Below are 22213 nucleotides of genomic sequence, written 5' to 3'. Positions count from 1 at the left end.
CGACCAGGAGGCGCCATGAGAAGACTCGTCCAGATCGCCGTCGTCGCCGGGATGGCGACGCTTCCGCTGGGGGCGGGCGCCGTCGCCGCCCCCGCGGTCCCGTCCGCCGTCGACCTCCCGGCGCCGCAGCCCGGCTTCCGGGTGCTGCCGTACCTGCAGCAGCCCGGCGAGGACGCCATGACGCTGAGCTGGGTCTCCGAGACCGACGAGCCCGGCACCGTCACCGTCAGCGGCCCCGGCCTGCGCGGGAGGACCACGCTCACCTCCGAGCCGCGCCACCTCGACCTCATGGAGTACACCGAGGCGGAGCTCGCGCAGGAGATCCCGGACCTTCAGCAGGGCTCGTGGCTGCGGGCGAACAGCAGCTACAAGCACACCGTCACCCTCGACGGCCTCAAGGCCGACCACACCTACCGCTACACCGTCGAGCAGGGCGGGCAGCAGCACTCGGCCACCCTCACCACCGCCCCGAGCGCGGAGGCGTGGAAGGACCTGCGCGTCGTCGCGTTCTCCGACACCGAGACCGAGCCGCGCGGCGCCGTCGAGCACCGCGAGTGGGAGCTGCACCCGCAGACCGGCTACGCCGAGGGCTCCGCGGAGCGTCCCGGCCCCGGCTCGCTGTGGGCGGAGAAGTACGGCTCGACCACCCGGTACGGGGAGTTCACGCTGCGCTACCCGATGGACCAGCAGCGCGCGCTGATCGAGAACACCGAGTGGATCGAGAAGGCCGACCCCGACCTCATGCTCATCGCCGGCGACCTCGCCCAGGGCTCCGGCTACCAGCCCGCCTGGGACGAGTTCTGGCGCCACTTCGCCGGCGAGTACGGCACCCTGGCCACCCACACCCCGCTGGTCACCGCGCTCGGCAACTGGGAGACCTACGCCGCCCTCAACGGCGGCTACGGCACGGACGAGGACCGCACCCCGGCCGTCATCGCGCGCAACCGCTACCACGAGTACTTCGACACCGCCGGTGACGCGGCGAACCCCCAGTTCAAGGACTCCTACCACCGCGTCGACCACGGCCCGCTGACCGTCCTGACGCTCGACTCCACCAACGGCCTGCCGGACGAGGACGTCGAAACCGGCACGCTCTCGGGCGAGGTCTTCTCCGGCGACGACTTGGGCCTCACTGATGCCCGGATGAGCACCGACACCCAGGGCGAGTTCACCGCCGAGAACTACGGCACCGCCTTCACCCAGATCTTCCCCGGCAGCACGCCCGAGGACTCCGACCTGCCCAACTTCAATCCCGGCACCGAGCAGTGGGCCTGGGCCGAGGAGCAGCTCGCCGACGCGCGCGAGCAGGGGCAGATCGTCGTCGTGCAGTTCCACCACGCCGCCTACTCCAACGGCGTGCACGGCACCCCGCCCAACCACGAGCACGCCGACAACCAGTCCGGCGTCGCCATGCGGGTCTACACGCCGCTGTTCGAGAAGTACGGGGTCGCCGCGGTCATCTCCGGCCACGACGAGATGTTCGAGCGCTCCTGGGTGGACGAGGACGGCGACGGCGTGGGCTTCCACTCCTACGACGTCGGCATCGCGGCGGACGGCCTGCGCGGTGAGCAGCTCGCCCAGGACGAGACCGGCGAGTATGCCCCGATCCGGTTCAACAGCCACTCCGAGTGGACCGCCGCGGCCGACGAGCCCGAGACGTGGGAGGTGGACGAGAATGGCAACCCGCGACTCCTCGACGGCGGGCTGCACTACGGCCACCTGCAGATGGACCTGGAGAACACCCGGTGCGGCGCCGAGATGACGCTCAGCCCGGTCTACCTTTTCCCGGTCCTGGACGAGAACTACGACCTCGTCCGCACCGAGCGGCGCGTCTACGACGACGTTGTCACCGTGACACTCGACGACGACGGCACCCCGGTGGCCGGGGCGGCCGAGTGCCGGCCGGGCCGGGCCTCCGCCCCGGGGCAGCAGAGGTAGCCCACGACTCATGAGACGACGGTGGGCCGGTCCCTTGGGACCGGCCCACCGTGCATCAGAAGGCTCGAGCGGCCGGTTCCCGAGGTCGGGGCGGTTGTCGCCGCCGAGATCGCGTGCTGAGCCATCAGTTTGAACCCGTGGACTGCAGGACGAGGCCTTACCCCGGTGCGGTTCGCCGCCTGCCTCGGCAGCCGTGTCGTGGGCCCGGTGGGCCCGGTCGGTTGTTGCAGCCCCAGGATGCGCTGATGCCTTGCGGTCAACGGTGCGACGGACCCGAAACCGACGGGATCGACCGTGAGTGCCGGCCGTTCCACATCCGAGGCAACCTGCCGCTGCGCTGGCTCACGGAGACGTTTCCTCCACCGATCCAGTGCCAATGATCAAAAGGCACTTCCGGTGGATTCTGCGGCCCCTGTCGCCGCCATCAATTGAAGTAATCGATTGCTTGACATCAGTAATCGTTTGCTGGCAGGCTCCAAGTCATGCGGCAACGAAGCGCAGTCCTGAGGGAGAAGTGCAGAACCCTCAACGGGAAGGGCAACCGGGTACGCCTCAGCGGTGATGTCTCGCGCTCGGCGCCTCGGGTTCATCGGGTCGGTGGACCCGTCGGGCGCGCCGCCTAAGCCGTAGGCCGCCAGCTGTGACGTGGTGCACGCGCTGGCCGACCACCAGAAGAAGATCTGAGGAGCCCATGACCGCCTACACCCTGCCTGCCCTGCCCGAGCCGAGGGTCGCCCCGCCGGGCACCGTGTACGTCGTCACCAGCGGCGACCTGCGTGAGCCGGCCAACGTCGCCGCCTGGCCGCTGCAGGTCGAGCTCGAGAAGCTGGTGACCGAGCAGGTCCGTGCCGCCGGCTGGGACGCTGTGCGCGCGTTCGACCCGGACCCGGTCACCGGGCACGGCTTCGTCTCGAGCCAGCGGATGGGCCTGGAGGTGTTCCGGAACGTCCCGCGCGAGGCGCCCCTGATCGTGGCGATCGCGAACTGGCAGTACTCCCACCACGTGCTGGCCGGGCTGCGCTCCCACGCCGGCCCCATCCTGACCCTGGCCAACTTCGAGCCCGCCTGGCCCGGGCTGGTGGGCCTGCTCAACCTCAACGGCTCGCTCACCAAGGCCGGGATCGGGTACTCGACGCTGTGGACCGTCGACGGCACCGACGAGTGGTTCCGCGAGAACCTGCGCACCTGGCTGCGGACCGGCACCGTCACCCACGACACCTCCCACGTGCGCGCGCTGCCCACCCTGCCCGAGAGCGCCGAGACCGAGCTCGGCCGGGCGCTGGCCGACCAGCTCCTCGACGACAAGGCGATCATCGGCGTCTTCGACGAGGGCTGCATGGGCATGTACAACGCCATCATCGACGACGAGCTGATCAACGCCGTCGGCATCTACAAGGAACGCCTCTCCCAGTCCGAGCTGTGGGCCCAGATGCAGACCGTCACCGACGAGGAGGCCGACGCCGTGGGCCGCTGGCTCACCGACGCCGGGATGACGTTCCGCCTCGGCACCGACCCGGCCACCGAGCTGACCGAGGACCAGCTGCGCTGGCAGTACAAGATGTACGTCGCCGCCGTGCGCATCAGCGACGACTTCGGCCTCGACGCCGTCGGCATCCAGTACCAGCAGGGCCTGAAGAACCTCTCCCCCGCCTCCGACCTCGTCGAGGGCCTGCTCAACAACGTCGCCCGCCCGCCGGTGACCAGCCGCGACGGCGCCCGCGTCCTGTACGAGGGGCAGGCGCTGCCGCACTTCAACGAGGTCGACGAGGGGGTCGCCGTCGACGCCCTGGTCACCAACCGCATCTGGACCGCCATGGGGCTCGACCCCGCCAACACCCTGCACGACGTGCGCTGGGGCGAGGACTACGACGGCGAGTACGTCTGGGTCTACGAGATCTCCGGCTCCGTGCCCGCCTCGCACCTCGTCGGCGGCTACGCCGGCGCCGAGGGCTGGCGCCAGGGCCACGTCTTCTTCCCCGCCGGGGGCGCGACCATCAACGGGGTGTCCCGGCCCGGCGAGATCGTCTGGTCCCGCGTCTACATCGAGGACGGCGAGCTGCACGTGGACCTGGGCCGCGGCCGCGTCGTCGAGCTCCCCGAGGAGGAGACCCGCCGCCGCAAGGAGGCCACCAACCCCGAGTGGCCGATCGCGCACGTCGTGATCGACGGCGTCACCCGCGACCAGTTCATGGCCCGCCACAAGGCCAACCACGCCCAGCTCGTCTACGCCCCCGACGCGACCACCGCCGACAAGGCGCTCACCGCCAAGGCCGCCATGTTCGAACGCCTCGGCGTCCACGTCCACCTCTGCGGCGACGTCACCGTTGCCGCCTCTGGCCTACAGGCCACCGGCGAGCTGGCCAGCGCCTGAACCCCCAGTAGGTACCGAGTCCCTGTCCCCCGACCCAACCCCCAACCTCCAACGACGAAGGGCATCCCTCATGCGTAAGAAGCTCGCAGCATCCCTCTCCTTCGCGGCCGCAACGGCCGTGGTTCTCACCGCCTGCGCTGACACCGCCGGTGGCGCCAACGCAGCCAACGGTGGTGAGGAAACTGGAGCCGCCTCGAGCTATCCGGAAGCGCCGATCGAGACGATCGTGGCCTGGAGCGCCGGCGGCGGGACCGACATCATGACGCGCGCCTTCGCGCAGGGCGCCGAGGAGCACCTGGGCGTCCAGATGAATGTCGTCAACAAGCCAGGCAGTTCCGGCGCCGTCGGCTGGGGCGAGATCGCACACTCCACAGAGCCTGACGGCTACAAGATCACCATCGTCTCCCCTGAGATCGGCTTCATGGAGGAGCAGGGCCTCTACGACTTCGGTCTGGACGAGTTCACTCTCATCACCCTCATCAACGAGGACCCCGCCGCTCTTGCTGTGCGGGCTGACGCTCCCTGGGACACCGTCGAGGAGTTCGTCGCCGACGCCAAGGCGCGGCCGGGAGAGATCACGGTCGGCAACTCCGGGCCTGGCCTGGCGTGGGACCTCGCCACCACCGCTATCGAGCGGGAGGCCGACATCGAGGTGACGCACGTGCCGTACGACGGCGCCGCCACGGCGGCACAGGCCGTGCTCGGCGGGACCTTGGACGCCATGTCCTTCTCCATCGGCGAGGTGCGCGCGCAGGTCGAAGCGGGGGAGATGAAGGTACTCGGCATCGCCCTGGAGGACCGCCTCGAGGCCCTGCCCGACGTCCCGACCTTCAGCGAGCAGGGGTACGACGTGCAGATCGGCACCTTCCGCGGCATGGCCGGCCCCGCCGGGATGGACCCGGAGGTTGTCAGCACCCTCAACGACGCCTTCGTGAAGATGGCCGAGGAGGAGACCTTCGTCGAGGTGATGGAGAACAACAGCTTCGGCGTCCGGGTGATGGAGACGGAGGAGTTCCAGGAGTTCTTCGAGAACGCCCGTGACATGTACGTCGACCTTCTTGGTGAGGGCGCATAAGCATGATCGCTGATCGTCGAATCGAAAGCGAAGGCGCGGTGAATGAGCGCCCGGACGCCGTCGTTGACGAGAGGGTCAATCAGCTGGGCCCATCCCAGAACGGCGGGTCAGCACCGGATCCCCGCTCGCGGCGAGCCGTACCTCTCGCCCTTGCGGGGCTCCTGGTGGCCGTGGCGGTCATCATCGTGATCGACGTTCCCGGCTACAAGGCCGGGGTCGGTGGTGAACCTGGACCGGCAACTCTGCCGATCCTCATCGCCGTGCTCTGCACGATCGCTGCAGTCGCTCTGGTGATCCAGACGCTGCGCGGCGCGCACGAGAGCGAGGAGGATCCTGGTCCGGCCTTGACGCGCAAGGTAGTGATCGGGATTGCTGCCCTCATCGCCGCCGGCCTTCTTCTCGAGCAGATCGGCTTCTTCGTCGTTTTCACCTCTCTTCTGTTCGTCGCGGGGTGGCTGACCGGGGCACGCCGGTGGTGGAGCAATCTGCTCGTCGCGGCGGTGGCCACCTGGATCGTCATGATCATCTTCGGCCGTCTCTTCGCCGTCCCCCTGCCAGCTGCCCCGATCGACGTCTTCCTGGGAGGCTGACATGGACGTTTTCTCTTCTCTGCTCGGCGGGCTCGGAACGCTGTTCTCCTCGCCCGGACTCATCGCAGGCATTGCGGGTGCGGTCGCCGCTGGCATGGTCATCGGAGCCCTTCCGGGCCTCACAGCGACCATGGCGATGGCGCTGTTCTTGCCCTTCACCTTCCTCATGGAGGCGGAGACGGGGCTGGCAGTTCTCATGGGCATCTTTGCCGGCGGTATCGCTGGCGGCTCCGTCCCCGCGATCCTGCTGAACGTCCCCGGCACACCGGCGTCGGCCGCCACAGCCCTCGACGGCTACCCCATGACCAAGCAGGGGCGGGCTCGCGAGGGTCTCGCCATGGCGATGTTCGCCTCCGCCGTAGGCGGCCTCGTCTCTGCCCTGCTGATGAGCGTTCTGGCTCCGGCGATCGCCCGGCTGGCGCTGAACTTCCAGGCGCCAGAGTTCTTCGTCCTGGCGATCTACGGCCTGACGATCATCGCAGCGGTCGCCGGCAAGTCCCTGCTCAAGGGGTACGTCGCGGGACTCATCGGCCTGGTCGTCGGCATCGTCGGACTGGACCCGATCTCCGGGCAGGTGCGACTGACATTCGGCTCCCAAGAGCTGTACGGCGGCATCTCTCTCATCCCAGTGCTCATCGGCGTCTTCGGCATCACCCAAGCCCTGGTGATGATCCGCGAGTCCTCCGCGATGAGCGCTCTGCCCGAGATCTCCGGACGCCGCTGGATCTCCCGGCAGGACCTGCGCGACAGCACCACGACCATTGCGCGCGGATCTCTCATCGGCACCGCTATCGGTGCAATTCCCGGCACGGGCACCGACATCGGGGCGTTCCTGTCCTACTCGGAGGCGAAGCGGCGCCCGAAGGGCCGAATCCCGTTCGGCAGGGGAAACCCGCAGGGCGTCGCGGCGTCGGAGTCCGCCAACAACGCCGTTGTGGGCGGTGCGATGATCCCCATGTTCACACTGGGCATCCCGGGGGAAGCAGGCACTGCCGTGCTGCTCGGCGGCCTGCTCATCCACGGGCTGACGCCAGGACCGCAACTCTTCACGGGCGAGCAGTCCTCACTCGTGTACACGATTTTCGCCAGCTTCATCGTCGCCAACGTGCTGATCCTCTTGGTAGGCACTGTTGCTGCGCGAATGTTCGCGTACGTGGTGAGAATCCCGACCTCCGTGATCGTTCCGATCATCCTGCTGCTGTGCCTGGTGGGCTCGTACGCCATCAACAACCGTATTGCGGACGTATTCGTGGCGGTCGTTTTCGGTGTGCTCGGCTACTTCATGGTGGTCCGTGAGTTCCCGGTCTCACCGCTGATCCTCGGCCTGATCCTCGGTCCCATGGCGGAGACCAACTTCCGGCGGGCGATGACGATCACCCACGGGGACTGGACGATCTTCTTCACCCGGCCGGCCTCGCTGATCTTCTGGGCACTGATCGTGCTGTCGCTCGTCTATGTCTGGCGATCGGAGCGCAAACAGCGTGACCAGATGGAGACGATCCTCGAAGAAGGCAGCGAGGACGCCGTCAAGGTCGCACGGACCGTGGACTGACGCACCCAACGACGCCGCCACCCTGAACACACCATCCAAGGAGTGATGCGATCAAGCCCGCAGCTCAGCGCTACGCCATCGCAACGGAAAAACTCAGAGAGACCGCTCCGCCCCGAGAGTCAAAACCGACGAGCTCTCACCAGTGAATGCGAAGGACACGATGTTCGACAAGAACCGCTACGGCAAGATCCTGGTCCCCGTCCTGACGCCCTTCGGGGATGACCAGGAACTCGACCTGGAGAAGTTGACGAGCCTCATCGACTACCTGATCGAGAACAACAAGGCCGACACACTCATCCTCTCCGGGACCACAGGGGAGTTCCACACTCAGACGTTCGACGAGCGCGTAGCCGTGTTCGAGGCCGGCGTCGAGGCCGCTGCCGGCCGCCTGCCGGTGGTGGCTGGTATTGGCTGCACGTCCACCAAGGAGACAATCGCCCTGGGCCGCAAGGCGGTTGACCTTGGCATCGAGACCCTCATGGTCGTCTCCCCGTACTACACCAAGCCGAGCCAGACAGAACTGCTCGCGCACTACGAGGCCGTGGCCGGCGAGCTCGGTAACGCCAACATCATGCTCTACAACATCCCGATCTTCACCGGCGTCAACCTCTCTCCGGAGATCGTCGGACAGCTCGCCCAGATCGAGAACGTCGTCGCCATCAAGGACGAGGCCGAGCTCAACCCCAAGCAGATCACCCAGTACCTCAATGTCACGCCGGAGGACTTCATCCTCTACAACGGCGACGACACCATGATCCTGGAGACCTACGCCCAGGCTGGTGAGCGCGTCGGCGGCGTCGTCTCGGGCGCGTCGCACCTGCTGGGCGACTTCATCCGCACGATGATCGAGACCTTCCAGGCCGGTGACGTCGTCGAAGCCGGTCGGATGCAGGCCAAGCTGTATCCCGTTCTGAAGATCATGGGCCAGGGCGGTCGCACCAACCCCGCACCCCTGTGGAAGGACGCCATGCGGATCGCCGGCGTCGATGCTGGGTCACCCCGCCTGCCGCTCACCTCTGCCTCGCCCGAGGAGCGCGAGAACATCCGTCGCGAGCTCGAGCGGTTCGGTGCGCTCGAGTTGGCCGCAGCCAAGTGAGCAGCGCACCACAGAAGGTTGCTGCGGTGAACTTGACCGGCATCATCGCGCCCGTCCTGACGCCATTCACAGAGGACGGCGCCCTGGACGTCGAGGCCTTCCGCGCCGAGGTGCGCCTCCTCCTGGATTCAGGAGTCCACGGCATCTCTCCCGGTGGTAGCACCGGGGAGGGGGCTGCACTCACGGACGACGAGCTCGTCGAGATGCTCGCGATCATTCGCGAGGAGAACCACGACAGCGTCCCCGTGGTGGCCGGCATCATCCGCTCCTCCACCCCAGCCGCGGTTCGCACGGGGCTGCTTGCCCGGGACGCGGGCGCTGACGCCCTGATGGTCACACCGACGTTCTACAACGTCCTCGTCCCTGACGACGGCGGTAACCGGCTGTTCTACCAGACGCTCTCGCGCGAGGTCGGTCTGCCGGTGATCATCTACAACGTCATCCCGCAGAACCAGATCAGTTCTGAACTGGCCGCCGAGCTGCTCGACATCGAGCACGTGGTCGGCATCAAGCAGAGCGTCGGCGGAATCATGGCGATGTACGACATGCGCCTTGCCTCCCGCGACAAGGGCCTGGTGTACGCAGCCACCGACGAGATGCTCGCCTCCTGCTACGCGCTGGGCGCCGACGGAGCAATCTCGGCGATCCTGTCCCTCTTCCCGCGCACCAGCGTGCGGATGTGGGAGCTCGTCCGGTCCGGGCGCCACGAAGAGGCACTGGCCCTGCAGGAGCGGTTGTACCCGGTGTGGCGGCTGGTCCGCGGTGCTCAGTTTCCCGCCCGGATGAAGGCGGCCGCCTCCGCACTGGGGCGCCAGAGCGGTTACCCCCGGAGCCCGCTCACACCCGTGAGCGACCAGGTGCGAGCCGCGCTCGAGGAGGCCCTGACCGGCATCAGCGACATCGAGGCCGTCGCGGTCTGACGGGGACCCGATCTCGGGGCCGCGCCGGGGCCGGGCGAATCTCTCGCCCGGCCCCGCCGCCCCATCATCTAGACCTGAAGAAGGAAGGCAAGCACTTTGGAAGACCAGTTGTTCGACGTCCACGGGAAGGTCGTACTCATTACGGGCGCACTCGGCCAGATCGGGGCGGAGTTCGTCAAGGCGTTCCACGCCCGCGGGGCACGCGTGGCCGTGCTCTCCCGGAGCGTGAGTGAGGAGAAGGTGGCAAGCGCGTTCGGAGGGCTCGGCGACGCGGAGCGCCTTCAGGCCCACCCCGTCGACATCACTCGCAAGGAGACGATCGTCGCGGCGCTTGATGCCATCCAGGCCAGCTGGGGAACCCCGGACGTGCTGATCAACAACGCCGGCGTGGACACCCAGCCGAGCGCGCCGCCGGAGGTGTCCGGCCCGTTCGAGGACTTCCCCGAGGAGGTCTTCCGCGAGGTGGTCGACGTGAACCTCGTCGGTACCTTCCTCATGACGCAGGCCGTGGGGTCGCGTATGCGCGGGGCCGGCAAGGGTGGATCCATCATCAACGTCGGCTCGATCTACGGCATGGTTTCGCCGGTGCAGGACATCTACGCCTACAAGGCTGAGCAGACGGGAGTGCCGTTCATCAAGCCGGTGGCCTACTCGGCAGCGAAATCCGGCATCTACAACCTCACCCGGTACTGCGCCACATACTGGGGCCGCGACGGGATCCGGGTGAACACCCTGACCCCCTCCGGCGTGGCTCGGGACACCCAGGACGAGACCTTCCAGGCGAACTACACCGCCCGCATGCCGATCGGCCGAATGGCGGACGCGGACGAGTACAACGGCGCAGCCATCTTCCTTGCGGCTGACGCTTCGCGGTACATGACGGGGGCGAACCTTGTCGTCGACGGCGGCTGGACTGCCTGGTGAACGCAACCGTGCCCGACCTGCGGCGCATATTCTCTGCGCTCGTCACCCCGATGCGCCCGGACGAGTCCATCGATCACGACGTGCTCGGCGCCCTGGTCGAGCATCAGCTAAGTCGAGGCGTGGAGGGCTTCTACTGCTGCGGCTCCTCCGGGGAGGCACTGCTGCTCTCGCTCGAGGACCGCAAACGGGTGGTGCGCACGGTGGTCGACGCCGCCGCAGGCCGAGCACCCGTGATCGCACACGTGGGCACGGTCCGCACTGCGGACGCGATTGAGCTGGCCTTGGACGCTGAGGCAGCCGGCGTTCAGGCGGTATCGATGATCCCCCCTTACTACTACAAGTTCGGCCCGCGGGAGGTCAACGCATACTACGAGGCAGTCATGAGGGCGTGCGGACTGCCGATGATCGTTTACAACATCCCGCAGTTCACGGGGTACTCCTTCGACAAGTCGAATGCCGCGGCACTGTTCGACAACCCGCAAGTCATCGGGCTCAAGCACACCTCGCAGGATCTCTATGCTCTGGAACGGCTGCGCGCCGCCTACCCCGACAAGGTCTGCTTCAACGGCTTCGACGAGATGTTCCTCGCCGGGCTGGCTGCCGGCGCTGATGCCGCCGTGGGAACGACGGTGAATCTTCAGCCCGAGCGTTTCCGTGCCTTGCGTGAGGCATTTGCCCGAGGAGACGTCGCCGAGGCCCAGTCGCTGCAGCGACAGATCAACCACGTGGTCGAGGTGCTCGTAGCGCACGGGATCTTTGCGGCGGTGAAGTACCTCATCACCCTCGACGGTTACGAGGCCGGTGCGTGCCGGGCGCCGTTCGCAGAGCTCGACGCGGCTGGGCGGTCGGCGATAGAGACACTGCACGCCCAGCTGCTGCAGGCGCGTGCAGCAGTGCCGGCACGGGCTGAAAGATGAACACGAAGGTGGCGGTCGCGACGATCGTGGACGTGGCGGCGCGTGCCGGGGTCTCGACCGCGACTGTCTCCAGGGTGATCAACGGCAAGTCCGTGCGCCCTGATCTAGCGGACGCAGTGCGCGCGGCCGCCGAAGAGTTGAATTACTCACCCAACAGGACAGCCCGCACTCTCCGCCGACGCTTGGCGAGGTGATCGCCCTAATCCTTCCTGACATCGAGAATCCCTTTTTCACTTCGCTGGCACGTGGGGTCGAGGACGTGGCCCAGCAACATGGCTACTCCGTCGTGATGTGCAACTCCGACGACGACATTGATAAAGAGTCTCAATACCTGCGCATCGCAATGAGCGACAGGATGGCGGGCATCATCATTTGCCCAGCCGATGAGACGACGTCGTTGGAGTCGGTACTGGGCTCCATCGGATCAGTCGTGGTGGTGGACCGCACGGTGAGGGAAGACGTTGATCAGGTCGTTCTGGACAACGACGCGGTCTCTCGCAGGGCTGTGACAGCCCTCATCAAGGCGGGTCGTACGCGCATCGCTTGCGTAACCGGTCCGGCCAAAACACTGACCGCCCGGACCCGGGCCGAGGTGTGGCGGCGGGAACTCACGGCTGCAGGGCTGCACGCGTCAGACGACCTTCTCGCGTACGGGAACTTTCGCGTGGACGGTGGGCGCACCGCGACCGAACGGCTGCTTTCCCTGCCGGAGCCACCGGATGGCATTCTGGCGACGAACAACCTCGCGGGTGTTGGCGTGCTGCAGATCCTTGCGGAGCGTGGACTGAGCGAACAAGACATCGGCGTCAGCGTGATCGGCAGTCTGCCGTTCGCGACCTCAAGTGTGGCAGACATTCCGATTGTGCCGCTCCACCCCCGCAAAATGGGTATGACGGCGGCCGAGATGCTTATGGAACGTCTGGTCGGCACGGCCACGGGTCCCGGACGAATGATCACACTTACGAACGCCGTCACCGACGCGGAACGCGCACTGGATGGCGAGGCTGCCGGCGCGGTTCGGGAAGCGACCTAGACGCGGGAAGCGGATCCGGCAGCGAAGCGCTTGGGATTCTCACTCTGGTTCGGGGTGCAGAGGCGCTGGCGGTTATCCGAAGATTCGCAGAGAACTGGGGTACCGCTCGGACCGCCGCGGCCGACGGGCCCCAGACGTTGGAAGGCGGACGCGAACACGACCCTCAGCTGAACGGCGACGGGCAGCACGGGTTCGGCGGACCAGTGTGGTCCAATGCCGCCGTGGGTCACCGCCTGCCGGACGACATCAGGGACGACGACGCCTGGCACGTCGACCCGCTGCCCCAGGTCGTCACCAGCCACGTCCGCGACGCGCTCCCGCACCCCGACCGGTTCCCCGGGCTGACCCCGCTGTTCGACGTCGGGCACGAGGAGACCGCGCGGTTCTACGGGACGGCACGCGGGTTCACCGGCTGCTTCACGGACGAGCGGTACGTGCAAGAGCTGCCGGCCGAGATCCCCATGGGCTACACGAACCTGGACCTGTACGAGAAGGCGGCGGTGGCCGACCGCGGCGCGCTGGTACGCGCCTGGCGGCCGAGATACGCCCGCCATCCCGGCACGCGCGCGTACACACTCGTGGTTCCCGGCGACGCCGCGCACGACGAGCTGACGCTCATGTCCGCCTGGCCGCTGCGCCACGCCATCGACGACGCCAAGGGCCTGTCCGCGCGTCTGCAGGTCCCGGTGCTGGTCGCGCGGCTGCTCCGGTCGACCACCTGGCACTGAGAGACCGTCCCCGGGCCGGAGCTGAGCCTGCCCGGTGGCGCCAACGTATGGCGGACACCTTGCGGCGGCTCGGGCCGCGGCGTGGGATAGGGGCATGAGCGACAGCGCCTCGATCTCCGCGCGGCGGTCTCGGATCGTCGTCGACGCGTCGGCGTGCGAGATGGACGACCTCGCGCCGTGCGGGGGCGTTGAAGTGACAGTCGGTGGCAACGTGGACTGGAGCCAGTTCGTCAGACTTGCGGCGAGCTCTGGCTGGCCGGGGGTCGAGCGGCTCAGCGGCCTTCCGGGCACCGTTGCCGACGTCGTCCGCACCAACCCCGAGGTCGACGGGCAGACGGTGGCCGACGTCGTCGCCTTGGTGGCTACGTGGGACCGGGCCGCCGGGAGTACGCGGACCTTCGCCTACGTCGAGTGCGAGTTCGGCCGGTCGACCTCTCGGTTCGAGGAACGGCTGCCTGGCGGGCAGTACCGCTACGACGTCATCGACGTCTCGTTCCTGTTCAAGCAGGGCGACAGGACGAGCCCCATCCGTGACCCGGAACTCGCCGGACTTCTGGGGATCGAGCCCGGGGGCAGGCTGCTGCTCACCGAGTACGTGGCACGGCAGGGCCTGGTCAGCGACTGAGCGCAGCGCTCTTCGACTCTGCAGGCTGGAGTGAGCGCCCGACGCGGCACTCGGCGCAGGCGTCAGGCGAGGGAGAGGAACAGCTTCTGCAGCCTGTCGACGTCGAGGGTGGACTCGTCGTCGGGTTCGGCCAGGCACTGCCTCATGCCGGAGGCGATGATGGCGAAGCCCGCGCGGTCGAGAGCCTTGGAGACGGCGGAGAGCTGGGTGACGACGTCCTCGCAGTCGCGGCCGTCCTCGAGCATGCGGACCACGCCGGCGAGCTGGCCCTGAGCGCGCTTGAGCCGGTTGACCACCTTGCCCATCTCGTTCGCATCAAGCTCCATGACGGCGCTCCACTGCGGCGAGGGCGTTGCGGAGCCGGCCTGCCGCGTCGTCGGCCACCTGCCGCAGCTGGTCGTTGCCCGTGACGCCCACCATCACCTGCGGGTCGAGGGCCTCGACCACGGTGCGGTGGTCGCCGGCGGAGCGGACGACCACGTTGCACGGCAGGAGCAGGCCGATGGACTCCTCCGTCTGCAGCGCGCGGTGCGCCAGCGGCGGGTTGCACGCCCCGAGGATGACCTGGGCGGGGACGTCGACGTCGAGCTTCTTCTTCAGCGTCGCGGCCATGTCGATCTCGGTCAGGATGCCGAACCCCTGCTCGGCCAGGGCCTCGCGCGTCGCGGTGACGGCCTGGTCGAACGGCTGCTCGACGGTGACGGTGATGCCGTAGCTCACGGGTTCCTCCCCGTTCGTCGGTCGGGCGTGGGCGGTCAGGCCGACTGCTTCTCCTGCTCCGCGAGCTGCTCGCGGACCGTGTCCATGTCCAGGCTCTTCACGGCGGTGATGACCTCCTCGAGCGCGGCGGCGGGCAGCGCGCCGGGCTGGGAGAAGACGAGGATGCCGTCGCGGAACGCCATCAGCGTCGGGATGGAGGTGATGCCGGCCTGGGCGGAGAGCATCTGCTCGGCCTCGGTGTCCACCTTGCCGAAGACGACGTCGTCGTGCTTCTCGGACGTCTTCTCGAAGACGGGTGCGAACATGCGGCACGGGCCGCACCACGAGGCCCACCAGTCGACCAGGACGATGCCGTCCTGCTGGACGGTGCCCATGAAGGTCTCGGCGGTGAGGGGGACGGTAGCCATCTGTACTCCTTGAGGTTCGTCGTGAAGGACTCGGGTAATACCCCTACGGGTATGCCAACGCGACCCGGCTCCAGATATTCCAGCCCGGCTCCGGCAGCACCGGGCGGTCAGGCGCTGCAGGTGGTGCCGGCGCCGGTGAGCCGCTGGACGAGCCCGACGGTCACCGCCGACAGGGCGACGACGGCCATCGCCGGCTGGAGCGGCGCCGAGCCGAGGAACCACGCGGCCGCCAGCACGCTCGCCGCCGACATGGCGGCGCACGGGGCTGCAGCCCAGGTCCGGTCGCCAGCCCTGGCCGCGCAGGGGGCACGTAGCTGGCCAGCGTCGCGGCGGAGACGAGTGCCGTCAGCGCCACGAGCGCCGTCCACAGCGGGGCGACGGCCGGCATCCAGCCCCCGCCCGTGGTGAACGAGGCCGGCTAGGAGGGCGGGTGCGAGCGCCCCCCGGGAGCGGGCCTCCAGCGAGTCGCGCGCCGGCAGCGAGCCGGTGGCCTCCAGCGAGTCGCGCAGCCTGATCTCGGCGGCGCGCTCCGCCAGCTCGCGCTCGCGGGCGTCGTGCAGGAAGAGATGGGTGGTGGCGTCGTTGATGCTCATGGTCCGAGCCTGCTCCGGCGCGGGCGGGCGGACATCGGGCAGATGACCAGTCCCGGGGCGCCGATCTTCCGTCTGAGGTACCTGCGCTACCTCAGACGGACGAATGAGGCAGCGGCGCATCGTCCTGGTCGCCCTGCCGGGCGCTCACCCTCCGTTCGTCGCACGGAGCCCAACGGGTCACTGGCGGCCGCCCCGCCGCTCGGGCGCGCCCCGCTCTCGATGGGACGCACCCTGCCCCCCGCCGGCTGGACACAACCCTTTTCCGCGCGGTCCAGCTCCGGACCATTCTTGCCAGCCTCGCGTGCGCCAAACACGCGCAGATGACATCCGTCAGCTGAAAGCGATTGCCGTGACGTCAGCGCGCGCATGGTGAGACTAACGCGAGAGGTCGGGCGTGGGCGCACTCGCGTGCGCTGAGCCGTCACCGGTCGCGCCCCGCTGGAACTCGACGAAAAGGTGGTGTCGCCGGGACGCCCAGGTAGTTTCGGCGGGGTGAAGGAAGAGCGCGGGAGCACGGTCGAGGTCGAGAGCCTCCAGGAGTTCGACGCACGGGTGGCCGCCGGAGCGACGAGCCTCGCCGGGTGGCACCTGCAGGGCGTCGACATGAGCGCCCGCGGTCGGGTGCTACGGAACCTCGACCCCGCCGGCGCCCTGTTCCTCGGCTGCACCCTCGAGCCCCCGGACGAGCAGAGCCTGCGCGCCCGCGGCGCCCTCGTGTTCCCCGTCGTCCCCGGCATCCCGTTCGACGCCTACCGCGCGTCCCTCTACACCGCCGAGGAGCTGTACACCGGGCTCGACGGCTCGTACGAGGACACCCTCGACGCCCGGGTCTACGCCTGGTCGCGCCAGGAGACGACCCTCGACAGGTCGCTCACGCAGGCGCTGCACGACCACGCGATCGACGACGCGCTGCACGAGCTGGTCAGGGAGCACCGGCTGGTGGGGGTCATGGGCGGGCACGCCGTCGCCCGCGGCAGCGCCGCCTTCGCGGACGCGGCACGGCTGGCCGGGGAGCTCACCCGCTCGGGACTCGTCGTCGCCACCGGCGGCGGGCCCGGTGCGATGGAGGCCGCGAACCTCGGCGCCTACCTGGCCCACCGCTCCCCCGCCGACCTCGATGAGGCGCTCGCCACGGTGGCGGCGGTGCCGTCCTTCGTGCCCTCGGTGGAGGCGTGGGCGCGGGCGGCGCTCGACGTGCGCGACCGGTGGCCCGGCGGTGCCCGCTCCCTGGGCATCCCCACCTGGCACTACGGCCACGAGCCGCCGAACGCCTTCCCGACGGCGATCGCCAAGTACTTCCGCAACGCCATCCGCGAGGCCGTGCTGCTGCGCGTGGCCTCGGCGGGGATCGTGTTCCTGCCCGGCGCCGCCGGCACGGTGCAGGAGGTCTTCCAGGACGCGTGCGAGAACTACTACGCGGACGCCTCGTCGGTGGCGCCCATGGTGCTGGTCGGCCGGGAGCACTGGACGCGGACGCTGCCCGTGTGGCCGCTGCTGGAGTCCCTGGCAGGGGACCGCCACATGGCCCGGCACGTCCACCTGGTCGACGACGTCTCGGAGGTGGCGCCGCTGCTCACCAGCACCTGAGCCTCAGGCCTCCCGTGCCGGGGGTGCGAGGCCCGGCTCCTCGACGGCGGTCAGCAATCTGCCGAGCACCCACCCTGCGACGAGGGACAGCACGACGAACCCGCCCAGCGGGCCGACGACCTCTGCGGGCGTGAGCTCGACACCGGCGGAGAGCTGGCTGGCCGTCTGCGCCGCGATCATCGGCGCCAGCATCGTCTCCAGGGCCAGCAGCGGGACCGCCAGCACGTACCCGTGGGGCCGACGGCGCCAGACCCATGCGGCCGCGAGAAGCACCGCCGGGACGATCACGGCGGTGTCGACGGCCTCGGTCACCGCCGTCGTGTAGGTCTCCAGCCGGTCCGGCACCTGCCCGGTGAGCTGTGCCCCGAGGATCGGGCCGAGCCAGATCACCGGCATGAGAAGGCCGCTGAGGAGCAGGAGCACGCCCGCGGCCGGGCGCGGAAGGGCCCGCCCCGCCCGGGCCCGGACCGGCACCTGCCAGGCGGCCTGGAGGGCGAGGACGAACGCGTAGAGGCTCGCCGCGAACGCCGCGACGTAGATCACGAACAACGGGTTGAAGGCCGCCCGGACCGCCATGGTCGCGTACACGTACAGGAACCAGCCCACTGCTCCCGGGAGCAGCAGCACGCCGCGCACCGAACCGCGTCGGGCCCACCAGATCGTGACGGCCAGCAGCGGGACCCCCAGCACGAGCGTGACGACGTCGGTACCCCGGTTGAGGGAACCGACGAACAGGGTCTCGTACCGGTACACGCCCTGCCCGTAGAGCACGGCCTCTGTGCCGCGTACCGTCTCGACGACGACGGGATCGGGCCGCTCCATCATCCCGATCACGGCCGCGACAGCTCCCAGGCAGGCGGTCAGCGCGGCGAGCGCGACGAGGACGTCTCGGATTCGCGGCGAGTCCTGGGGGCTCGTCGGCCTCCCTCGCCCCTGAGCGTAGGGACCGGTCTCGAGGCGGGGACTTCCTGAGGGAAGGTGCAGTGTCATCTCAGCGCTCCGAGGTCGTGGTCGAGAGCACAGCCGGCAGCCACGGCCTGGTGGTGCCGTTCTTCCCCAGGGTCGGCCCGCCCGGGTGCGGTGCGCCAGAGACGTAGGTCCCCGCCGCCTCCGTTCCGCACTGCCCGGTCGAGGCCGGCGCCCCGACGTACCCTGGACCGGCGTGCAAGATCCCGTCGACGCGCGCACCGCCGCGAGCGAGGTCCGATGAGCGTGAGGCAGACGTTCGACCAGGTCCGCGACGGTGCCGTCGTGCTCGCCGAGTACGCCGTGGAGACCGTCTACGCGGCGGGCCACCCCGAGTGGAGGCGGTCAGGTGCGACGGCCGAGGAGGAGTCGCGCGAGCTCGTCGGTGACGACCTGGTGCCGGCGCCGAACTGGTCCGTCACCCGGGCCGAGACCGTCCGGGCGGCCCCGGAGGAGGTGTGGCCCTGGCTGGCTCAGATGGGCTACGGCCGGGGCGGCTGGTACAGCGACTTCCCGTGGTGGAAGGACCCGGCCGGCCACCGGGGCCGCCGATCGGCCGCCGAGCGGGTGCTGCCCGAGCACCAGCACCTCCGACCCGGGGAAGTGCTCCTGGACGGGCCGAACTGCTCCGCCGAGGTCGGGTCGTGGTGGGTGCGCGACGTCGTCCCCGCCGCCGAGGGGGTGCGGCTCCTCGTGCGGACGCGGGTGCGTTACCACCCCGGCTGGGTGGTGCGCCTCGCCGTCGTCCTGCGGGCCGGCGACACGGTGATGCAGCGAGCCATGCTGCTCGGGATCAGGCGACGGGCCGAGGCAACGCGGTCCGCGGCAGCCCGGTGACGGCCGGCACGACAATTTCCGTGGACACGGAACACGCTCGCGCGCACCGTGGTTGAGCCGGAGGTCGGCACGCACGTGAGGAAGCGAGGTGACCGTGGTGCGCCATCTGCCCCGGGCCGTGCGGCCCTTCCTCGTGCCGAGGTTCCGGCTCCTCGCCGGCGCCCTCACGCTGTCGCTGCTCGGCAGCGGCATGTGGATCGTCGCCGTCGTCTGGCAGGTCATCGAGCTCGACGGCGGACCCGTGCAGCTCTCGCACGTGGCCACCGCCGCCGCCGTGGGGATGCTGGCCGCGGTGCTCGTCGGCGGCGTCGTCGCCGACCGCGTGCCGCAGCACCGGATCCTCATGGCGGTCGAGCTGACGAAGGCGGTGGCCGTCGGCGCCGCCGCCGCGCTCGCGCTCACGGGCGGCCTGGCCGTCTGGCATCTCGTGGTCGTCTCCGCCGTCGTGGGCGCGACCGAGGGGTTCTTCTACCCGGCGTACTCGGCGCTCCTGCCCACGGTCCTCCCGCCCGAGCAGCTGCTCGCCGCCAATGGTGTGGAGGGCGTGCTGCGGCCGGCGGTGATGAACGCGGCCGGGCCCGCCGCCGCGAGCCTGGTGGTCGCCCAGTTCTCCCCCGGGCTCGCGTTCGCCCTGGTCTCCGCCTCCCAGGTGCTGGCGGCGACGGGCCTGCAGCTGATGGGCGGCGCGGGCCGGCACCGTCCCCAGGGTGAGCCGGGACACCCGCTGCGCGTGCTCGCGACGGAGCTGCGCGGCGGCTTCCGGTACATGACCGGTACGCCGTGGTTCATGGCGACGCTCCTGTTCGCCACCGTCTGGGTCCTGCTGCTCATGGGGCCCATCGAGGTGCTGCTGCCGTTCGCGGTCCGCGACCAGGCCGGCGGCGGGCCGGAGGAGTTCGCCCTGGTGCTTGCGTCCTTCGGGGTGGGAAGCGCGGTGGGCTCCCTTGCCGTCGCGTCCTGGCGGATGCCGCGCCGCTACCTCACCGTCATGGTGCTCGCGTGGAGCGTCGGCGCCACCCCGGTCGCGCTGCTCGGGAGCACGGACAGGCTGTGGGTGATGGTCGCGGCGGTCTTCGTGGTCGGCGTGACCTCCGGCGTCGGGCAGGTGATCTGGGGGACGCTCCTGCAGCGGCGGGTCCCCCGGGAGCTGCTCGGTCGGGTCTCCAGCCTCGACTTCTTCGTCTCGCTCCTGCTCATGCCGGTGTCGATGGCGCTCGCCGGGCCGGTGGGCGAGGCCGTCGGGCTGCGACCGGTCTTCCTCGCCGCGGGCCTCGTGCCGGTCGTGTTCGGAGTGGCGGCGATCGTGCTCGCACGCATGCCCAAGGACGAGATCGAGCACCCGCTGACCCTCGAGCCCGAGCCGCACGACGGCGAGCGCGGCCCCGACGGCTCGTCCGGGCCGCAGGCCGGGCACCGGGTGGAGGCCGAAAGCGCAGGGCCCGACGACGCCGCACGGACCGTGCCCGACGACGCCGGACGCACCGTGCCCGGTGGGTCCGGCGTTCGGTGACGACGCCGCAGACCCGGCGGCTAGCGACTGCGGCGGCCGGGCCGCCGCGCTCGCGAACCTTCTCCGGCGGTCCGCCCCCGGGCACCGGGTCGAGCTGCGTCCGCGGCGCTCACATCCGCTCCGGGGCGGAGACGCCGAGCAGGTCCAGGCCGTTGGCGAGGACCTGGCTCGTGGCGTCGTTGAGCCACAGCCGCGCGGTGTGGCCGGCCGTCGACCGGGGTCCTCCCCGCGCGGGGAGACGCGGGTCTGGCCGTACCACTGGTGGTAGGCGGCCGCGACCTGCTCGAGGTAGCGGGCCACGCGGTGCGGCTCGCGCAGACGCGCGGCGTGGGCGACGGTCTCGGGGAACTGCCCCAGCGCGCCGAGCAGCTCGGCGTCGGCGGGGTGGTCGAGGGCCGAGGGGTCGAAGCCGTCGCGCGGGACGCCGTGCTCCTCCGCGTTGCGCGCGGCGTTGCGGGTGCGGGCGTAGGCGTACTGGACGTAGTACACCGGGTTGTCGAGGTTCTTCTCGCGCAGCTTCTCCCCGTCCAGGGCGAGCGGGGAGTCCGCGGGGAAGCGCGCCAGGGTGTAGCGCACGGGGTCCGTGCCGATCCACTCGATGAGGTCGCGCAGCTCGATGATGTTGCCGGCGCGCTTGCTCATGCGGGCGCGGCGACCGAGACCAGCTGTCCGATGAGGATCTCGATGTTGCTCTCCGGGTCGTCGCCGGCGCACGAGGCGATGGCCTTGAGCCGGTTCACGTACCGTGGTGGTCGGCTCCGAGGAGGTAGATCTTCTCCCCGAAGCCGCGGTCCTTCTTGGACAGGTAGTAGGCGGCGTCGGCGGCGAAGTAGGTCGGAGTGCCGTCGGCGCGGACGAGCACACGGTCCTTGTCGTCGGAGAAGTCGGTGGTGCGCAGCCACACGGCCCCGCCCTCGTCGAAGACGTGGCCCTGCCGGCGCAGCCGGTCGACCGCGCCGGCGACGGCGCCGCCGGCGTGCAGCTCGCGCTCCGAGAACCAGACGTCGAAGTGGACGTTGAAGTCGGCGAGGGTCTGCTCGATCTCGGCCATCTGCAGGCGGTAGCCGAGCTCGCGGGCGACGGCGACGGCCTCGTCGTGGGGAAGGTCCGGCAGGTCCGGGCGCTCGTCGAGCACCTTGCGGGCCAGCTCGGCCACGTACCCGCCCTGGTACCCGCCCTCCGGCACCTCCTGGCCGGTGGCCCGGGCGAGGACGGAGGCGCCGAACTTGTCCATCTGGGAACCGGCGTCGTTGATGTAGTACTCCGGGACCACCTCGGCCCCGGAGGCGCGCAGGAGGCGGACGAGCGCGTCGCCGAGCGCGGCCCACCGGGTGTGGCCGATGTGCAGCGGGCCGGTGGGGTTGGCGGAGACGAACTCCATGTTGATCGTGCGGCCGGCCAGCGCGTCGTTGCGGCCGTACCCGGCCCCGGTCTGCACGATCGTGCGGGCGAGCTCGCCCGCGGCACCGGCCTCGAGCCGGATGTTGAGGAAGCCGGGACCGGCCACCTCGGCCGAGGCCACGCCGTCGGCGGCACCGAGGCGCACCGCGAGCAGCTCGGCGAGGGCCCTCGGGTTCGTGCCCGCCTTCCTGGCCAGCTGCATCGCGGCGTTGGTCGCCCAGTCGCCGTGCTCGCGCTGACGGGGCCGCTCCACCTTGGGCTCGGGGACGTCCTCCGGGGCGAGGGCGACGTCACCGGAGGCGACGGCGTCCAGCAGGACGGTGCGGATCAGTGCGGCGAGCTGGGCTGGGGTCACCCGGTCAAGGGTAGTAGGAGCCCGGGACGGCCCGAGATTCCCGTCCGCTTCCGCCGGTGCGGCCCTCG

20 protein-coding genes and 2 pseudogenes are annotated in these 22213 nt (G+C 69.8%); 16 read left to right on the top strand and 6 right to left on the bottom strand.

The genetic code is table 11. The features are described from left to right. Positions 1-15 precede the first annotated feature (15 nt). The 13 genes from DA06_RS12795 (at position 16) to DA06_RS12735 (ending at position 13769) form a co-directional block, all read left to right on the top strand. On the top strand, positions 16-1938 hold the full coding sequence (locus DA06_RS12795) for a metallophosphoesterase (RefSeq protein ID WP_052436713.1): 1923 nt from the start codon (positions 16-18) through the stop codon (positions 1936-1938). Between the two features lie 691 nt (positions 1939-2629). Further along, on the top strand, positions 2630-4309 hold the full coding sequence (locus DA06_RS12790; protein ID WP_043500634.1) for a fucose isomerase: 1680 nt from the start codon (positions 2630-2632) through the stop codon (positions 4307-4309). A 70-nt stretch (positions 4310-4379) separates the two neighbouring features. Then, positions 4380-5384, top strand: coding sequence for a tripartite tricarboxylate transporter substrate binding protein (locus DA06_RS12785; RefSeq protein WP_043500632.1), 1005 nt, complete (start codon positions 4380-4382; stop codon positions 5382-5384). Positions 5385-5386: 2 nt separating this feature from the next. After that, on the top strand, positions 5387-5974 hold the full coding sequence (locus DA06_RS12780) for a tripartite tricarboxylate transporter TctB family protein (RefSeq protein ID WP_418605194.1): 588 nt from the start codon (positions 5387-5389) through the stop codon (positions 5972-5974). A 1-nt stretch (position 5975) separates the two neighbouring features. Continuing rightward, positions 5976-7526: a tripartite tricarboxylate transporter permease gene (locus tag DA06_RS12775; protein WP_052436711.1), complete on the top strand. Its 1551-nt coding sequence runs from the start codon at positions 5976-5978 to the stop codon at positions 7524-7526. A 142-nt stretch (positions 7527-7668) separates the two neighbouring features. Then, the gene (dapA, locus tag DA06_RS12770) at positions 7669-8622 is read left to right on the top strand and encodes a 4-hydroxy-tetrahydrodipicolinate synthase (protein ID WP_418605193.1); all 954 of its coding nucleotides are present in this window, start codon (positions 7669-7671) and stop codon (positions 8620-8622) included. 26 nt (positions 8623-8648) lie between these two features. Further along, positions 8649-9542 carry a dihydrodipicolinate synthase family protein gene (locus DA06_RS12765; RefSeq protein WP_052436710.1) on the top strand — a complete coding sequence of 298 codons (894 nt, stop codon included), beginning with the start codon at positions 8649-8651 and terminating at the stop codon, positions 9540-9542. Between the two features lie 96 nt (positions 9543-9638). Continuing rightward, positions 9639-10466: an SDR family oxidoreductase gene (locus tag DA06_RS12760; protein WP_043500627.1), complete on the top strand. Its 828-nt coding sequence runs from the start codon at positions 9639-9641 to the stop codon at positions 10464-10466. Continuing rightward, positions 10463-11383 (top strand): N-acetylneuraminate lyase, encoded by a 921-nt coding sequence (locus tag DA06_RS12755; protein WP_418605192.1) that lies wholly within the window; start codon positions 10463-10465, stop codon positions 11381-11383. The genes DA06_RS12760 and DA06_RS12755 overlap by 4 nt, the downstream gene beginning before the upstream one ends. Then, on the top strand, positions 11380-11577 hold the full coding sequence (locus DA06_RS12750) for a LacI family DNA-binding transcriptional regulator (RefSeq protein WP_418605190.1): 198 nt from the start codon (positions 11380-11382) through the stop codon (positions 11575-11577). Before DA06_RS12755 ends, DA06_RS12750 begins: the two co-directional genes overlap by 4 nt. After that, a complete protein-coding gene (locus tag DA06_RS12745) occupies positions 11574-12416 on the top strand; it encodes a substrate-binding domain-containing protein (RefSeq protein ID WP_418605188.1) in 843 nt (280 codons plus the stop codon). The genes DA06_RS12750 and DA06_RS12745 overlap by 4 nt, the downstream gene beginning before the upstream one ends. 221 nt (positions 12417-12637) lie before the next feature. Next, positions 12638-13144: a hypothetical protein gene (locus DA06_RS12740; RefSeq protein ID WP_043500624.1), complete on the top strand. Its 507-nt coding sequence runs from the start codon at positions 12638-12640 to the stop codon at positions 13142-13144. A gap of 94 nt (positions 13145-13238) precedes the next feature. Next, complete coding sequence (locus tag DA06_RS12735; protein ID WP_052436709.1) at positions 13239-13769, top strand: hypothetical protein; 531 nt, start codon at positions 13239-13241, stop codon at positions 13767-13769. A 62-nt stretch (positions 13770-13831) separates the two neighbouring features. Here the strand turns inward: DA06_RS12735 and DA06_RS12730 are convergent, their stop codons facing one another. The 4 genes from DA06_RS12730 to DA06_RS12715 form a co-directional block, all read right to left on the bottom strand. Continuing rightward, positions 13832-14095, bottom strand: a complete 264-nt coding sequence (locus tag DA06_RS12730) for a metal-sensitive transcriptional regulator (RefSeq protein WP_043500623.1) — start codon at positions 14093-14095, stop codon at positions 13832-13834. Then, on the bottom strand, positions 14085-14489 hold the full coding sequence (locus tag DA06_RS12725) for a DUF302 domain-containing protein (RefSeq protein WP_043500621.1): 405 nt from the start codon (positions 14487-14489) through the stop codon (positions 14085-14087). Before DA06_RS12725 ends, DA06_RS12730 begins: the two co-directional genes overlap by 11 nt. Before the next feature lie 35 nt (positions 14490-14524). After that, positions 14525-14896 carry a thioredoxin gene (gene trxA, locus DA06_RS12720; protein ID WP_043500617.1) on the bottom strand — a complete coding sequence of 124 codons (372 nt, stop codon included), beginning with the start codon at positions 14894-14896 and terminating at the stop codon, positions 14525-14527. Positions 14897-15003: 107 nt separating this feature from the next. Then, a complete protein-coding gene (locus DA06_RS12715) occupies positions 15004-15489 on the bottom strand; it encodes a hypothetical protein (protein WP_418605187.1) in 486 nt (161 codons plus the stop codon). A gap of 492 nt (positions 15490-15981) precedes the next feature. Here DA06_RS12715 and DA06_RS12710 point away from each other — a divergent pair, with 492 nt between their 5' ends. Then, positions 15982-17076 carry an LOG family protein gene (locus DA06_RS12710; RefSeq protein ID WP_043500607.1) on the top strand — a complete coding sequence of 365 codons (1095 nt, stop codon included), beginning with the start codon at positions 15982-15984 and terminating at the stop codon, positions 17074-17076. A 3-nt stretch (positions 17077-17079) separates the two neighbouring features. On the opposite strand, the gene DA06_RS12705 is transcribed toward DA06_RS12710, so the two are convergent. After that, entirely contained in the window at positions 17080-18066 is a 987-nt protein-coding gene (locus tag DA06_RS12705; RefSeq protein ID WP_418605186.1) for a hypothetical protein, read from the bottom strand. A 216-nt stretch (positions 18067-18282) separates the two neighbouring features. On the opposite strand from DA06_RS12705, the gene DA06_RS12700 reads away from it, so the two are divergent. Together DA06_RS12700 and DA06_RS12695 are read left to right on the top strand one after the other, a co-directional pair. After that, positions 18283-18879 (top strand): hypothetical protein, encoded by a 597-nt coding sequence (locus tag DA06_RS12700; RefSeq protein ID WP_052436707.1) that lies wholly within the window; start codon positions 18283-18285, stop codon positions 18877-18879. Positions 18880-18967: 88 nt separating this feature from the next. Then, a pseudogene (locus DA06_RS12695) lies at positions 18968-20224 on the top strand (MFS transporter); the annotation flags it as partial. Between the two features lie 274 nt (positions 20225-20498). Here DA06_RS12695 and argS read toward each other — a convergent pair. Next, positions 20499-22145: pseudogene (argS, locus tag DA06_RS12690) on the bottom strand (arginine--tRNA ligase). Positions 22146-22213 lie beyond the last annotated feature (68 nt).

The sequence above is a fragment of the Georgenia sp. SUBG003 genome (assembly GCF_000715355.2).
In the GTDB taxonomy this organism is placed as follows: domain Bacteria; phylum Actinomycetota; class Actinomycetes; order Actinomycetales; family Actinomycetaceae; genus Georgenia.
The sequence above is the reverse complement of the archived record's forward strand: the minus strand, read 5'-3'. Positions and strand labels throughout refer to the sequence as shown.

Coding starts and splice junctions, on each gene's coding strand:
- DA06_RS12795 (WP_052436713.1), top strand. CDS start 16: ATGAGAAGACTCGTCCAGATCGCCGTCGTCGCCGGGATGGCGACGCTT.
- DA06_RS12790 (WP_043500634.1), top strand. CDS start 2,630: ATGACCGCCTACACCCTGCCTGCCCTGCCCGAGCCGAGGGTCGCCCCG.
- DA06_RS12785 (WP_043500632.1), top strand. CDS start 4,380: ATGCGTAAGAAGCTCGCAGCATCCCTCTCCTTCGCGGCCGCAACGGCC.
- DA06_RS12780 (WP_418605194.1), top strand. CDS start 5,387: ATGATCGCTGATCGTCGAATCGAAAGCGAAGGCGCGGTGAATGAGCGC.
- DA06_RS12775 (WP_052436711.1), top strand. CDS start 5,976: ATGGACGTTTTCTCTTCTCTGCTCGGCGGGCTCGGAACGCTGTTCTCC.
- DA06_RS12750 (WP_418605190.1), top strand. CDS start 11,380: ATGAACACGAAGGTGGCGGTCGCGACGATCGTGGACGTGGCGGCGCGT.
- DA06_RS12735 (WP_052436709.1), top strand. CDS start 13,239: ATGAGCGACAGCGCCTCGATCTCCGCGCGGCGGTCTCGGATCGTCGTC.
- DA06_RS12730 (WP_043500623.1), bottom strand. CDS start 14,095: ATGGAGCTTGATGCGAACGAGATGGGCAAGGTGGTCAACCGGCTCAAG.
- trxA (WP_043500617.1), bottom strand. CDS start 14,896: ATGGCTACCGTCCCCCTCACCGCCGAGACCTTCATGGGCACCGTCCAG.
- DA06_RS12715 (WP_418605187.1), bottom strand. CDS start 15,489: ATGAGCATCAACGACGCCACCACCCATCTCTTCCTGCACGACGCCCGC.
- DA06_RS12705 (WP_418605186.1), bottom strand. CDS start 18,066: ATGACACTGCACCTTCCCTCAGGAAGTCCCCGCCTCGAGACCGGTCCC.
- DA06_RS12700 (WP_052436707.1), top strand. CDS start 18,283: ATGAGCGTGAGGCAGACGTTCGACCAGGTCCGCGACGGTGCCGTCGTG.